The sequence below is a fragment of the Hymenobacter sp. AT01-02 genome, from assembly GCF_000961955.2.
Classification (GTDB): Bacteria; Bacteroidota; Bacteroidia; order Cytophagales; family Hymenobacteraceae; genus Hymenobacter; species Hymenobacter mucosus.
Map to the genome: position 1 here is coordinate 1 of NZ_JZIR02000218.1, position 2,576 is coordinate 2,576.

General features: G+C 52.7%; 4 protein-coding genes and 1 pseudogene. 2 read left to right on the forward strand and 3 right to left on the reverse strand.

All coding sequences use genetic code 11. The features are described from left to right. Positions 1-48: 48 nt before the first annotated feature. Both VI25_RS22535 and VI25_RS22540 read left to right on the forward strand, forming a co-directional pair. Positions 49-348, forward strand: a pseudogene (locus VI25_RS22535) (RepB family plasmid replication initiator protein); the annotation flags it as partial. A gap of 34 nt (positions 349-382) precedes the next feature. After that, on the forward strand, positions 383-1,093 hold the full coding sequence (locus tag VI25_RS22540; RefSeq protein WP_055562942.1) for a replication initiation protein: 711 nt from the start codon (positions 383-385) through the stop codon (positions 1,091-1,093). Between the two features lie 36 nt (positions 1,094-1,129). Here VI25_RS22540 and VI25_RS24955 read toward each other — a convergent pair whose 3' ends face one another. The 3 genes from VI25_RS24955 to VI25_RS22545 are packed head-to-tail and all read right to left on the reverse strand — an operon-like array spanning position 1,130 to position 2,027. Next, positions 1,130-1,348 carry a hypothetical protein gene (locus tag VI25_RS24955; RefSeq protein WP_152981790.1) on the reverse strand — a complete coding sequence of 73 codons (219 nt, stop codon included), beginning with the start codon at positions 1,346-1,348 and terminating at the stop codon, positions 1,130-1,132. After that, entirely contained in the window at positions 1,345-1,578 is a 234-nt protein-coding gene (locus VI25_RS23765; RefSeq protein ID WP_072144897.1) for a hypothetical protein, read from the reverse strand. The genes VI25_RS24955 and VI25_RS23765 overlap by 4 nt, the downstream gene beginning before the upstream one ends. Positions 1,579-1,583: 5 nt before the next feature. Then, complete coding sequence (locus VI25_RS22545) at positions 1,584-2,027, reverse strand: STAS/SEC14 domain-containing protein (protein ID WP_072144898.1); 444 nt, start codon at positions 2,025-2,027, stop codon at positions 1,584-1,586. Positions 2,028-2,576: the final 549 nt, after the last annotated feature.

Below are 2,576 nucleotides of genomic sequence, written 5' to 3' on the forward strand. Positions count from 1 at the left end.
CTGCTTACACGTTATTGATTTCAATGACGAAGAGTTTCAGCCCCAGTTCATTCCTTTCGAAAACTGATTCAGAGCAAGGGGAAGAAGGGAGGAGCCAGTTACGAGGCCATTGCCGATATGTGCCGTGACATCACCAAGTTCACAGTGCACATTGAGGAGTTGGAAGAAGAAACTCGCAAGCGACGTAAGAAACCGGTGTATCTCAACCGGCCACTCATGGCCCAAGCGGATTACCATGGCGATATGGGTGGCGTTATTGCCAGCTTCAATCCTCTGATTATGCCGTATCTGTTACAGTTGCGCGAGAGTGGCAATTTCACAACCGCTGAAGCAGCGCAGCTACAATAAGCTCAAAAGCCCTTACTCACTGCGTATTTACTTTATGCTCAGAGAGTACGGCGACTTTGGAAAGCGCACGCTAACGCTCAAGCAATTACGCTTTGCGCTCGATATTGATGAGCACGAGTACCGAGAATTCAAGAATCTCAAGGTACGCATCTTAGACAAGGCACAAGACGAGATTGCCGCCACGGATATTCCGTTCACCTATGACGTGGAGCGGGAAGGACGCAGTGTCAAGCGCATTGTCTTCGCTTTTCCGCCCGCGGGAACCGCTACAAAAATGACGTCAGTTGCGCGTCCCGTCTGGCAGCAACGTCTCATCGAGCGTGGCGTTGGGAACCGCAGTATTAGCACCATTGAAGCACAACTCAGCGCAGGTGACTACGACGAGGGATACGTAGACTACGTGCTGCGTATTGTCGAGAACCAGTTCCGCAAGGGTAAAATCAAGAAACCAGCCGGCGCTATCTACAAGGCGCTCGTAGAGAAATACCTGTTGGAGGATTACCGGCAGGCAACAGTGGCGTCAAAACCATTACGGGCAGCTGCTCTGAAAGCACTACCTCCGAAAGCGGAAGAAGTAGCCTTCCGGTTGAGTGAAGTACGGGAGATGTACGAGAATCCCGGGCCCTATGCCCAACGGCAAAAGCGAGCCGACACCTTCGAGCAGCACTTGCAGCAAGTCTACCTACAGGATGGCTTTACGGTGGAGGAGCGTGCGGGAGAAGACTGGCTCGTGAAGGGACGGTGATAATTAATTAGCTACCGACTTGACCTTTCACCAAGGCTATTGTAATGTCTGTTGCTGTAGGGCTTGGCGTGCCCCTTGCTTGGCGGCCTTCAAAGAAGGGTAATAGGCCGAGTAGATTTCGTACTGATTGCGGTGAGCCATTGTGTTGGCCGCACGTACGTCCTGCGTGGCTAGTTTCCCAATGACATTTTCCGCCTGCACTACGCTCACTTCTCGTACACCGGCTCGAAAGGCTCGCGGGTTCCACTCACTCACCAGCACTGCTGCACCTCTTGCGGAATGGCGCTCATCTGGCGCACGTCCCCGATCCACCCCCAAGGCTTCTGTGGAGTGCTCTGCTGCGAATAGTAGGCCAGGCCCGCATCCATCACGTGCTTGAACTGGGTCTTGTTAGCGAACCCGTGGAACTGCACAATTACACAAGGCACGCGGGAATCGACTAAGACAGAACCGTACGGTTCGTCGAGTAATACTTCGTCTGGCATAGGGGTTATGATTGGGCGGAAGGAGGGAGACTTCGTCGCAGAGGTTGCCTGCGCGTGCTGGCGGAGCCATACCTGCGCCTCTTCCAAGTGGCCAATACCTTGGCTTGAAAAGCGGTGAGCTGGGCGTAGAACGCACTGGCAGACCCCTCAGCAAGCGAGTCGGGAGTAGTAATCATAGCAAAGTACTGCAAACCCGCTGCGGCCGCCTGAGGCGCCCAGATATTGATCACCCAGTCCATAGAATGGTCCCAAGGGCCGAGCACCTTCCGTGTATCATTGAGCACGCAAGAGTAGCCGGATTTGGCTAGGGCTTGCGTGTAGGCCGCGGCACCGGCTTGAATACTTTCTTTGGTCAGGTAGCCTTGCCAATTTACCGTCACCCAGCGGTTAACGTGGTCGGTATCGAGGGTAAGGTAAACGCGGTTGGTAGGACTTTTCAGTTCTTGCATCAGGATATAAACAACGCACAAACTACATAGGCGAACGTGAGGTTCCCAATAGAATAGTGCTCTATACGCAACGCCGGGCTCGCACGAATACACCTAACACGTTATTTGTTCTGCTGCTTACAGTATAGACAACAGTAGCGCCAATATCACTGCTGCATGTGGCTATCTGCTATCCTCTTATTGGTTACTAAGTTACCATGAAACAGAATGGGGTTGGCAATCCATTAATCTGGAATAGAACTAGACACAACATTGCGCTAGAGGCTGGTAGATCATACACTTCCTTCGGAAAGGCCTAGTACTAGTGAGGTAAGGCAGATCGTTAGGTAGAGGCAGCCGGAGTCGTCCAATGTATAACTCACTATACATTGCGCGTAGGGAAGGGTATCTATCGTATGTTTCTAGTCTATTGTATCCCATGGCGTTTGCGATTATCCGCGTCACCAAAATTACCAGCCGGGAGCAGGCCCAGAGCGTGGCCCACCACAATTACCGCACGCAGGAAACGCCCAATGCCGACCCGGCCTTGCGGCACCTGAACCAGGAACT

Excerpts from the sequence above, each read along its gene's own strand:
- VI25_RS22540 (WP_055562942.1), top strand. The coding sequence starts at position 383 with ATGCTCAGAGAGTACGGCGACTTTGGAAAGCGCACGCTAACGCTCAAG.
- VI25_RS23765 (WP_072144897.1), bottom strand. The coding sequence starts at position 1,578 with ATGCCAGACGAAGTATTACTCGACGAACCGTACGGTTCTGTCTTAGTC.
- VI25_RS22545 (WP_072144898.1), bottom strand. The coding sequence starts at position 2,027 with ATGCAAGAACTGAAAAGTCCTACCAACCGCGTTTACCTTACCCTCGAT.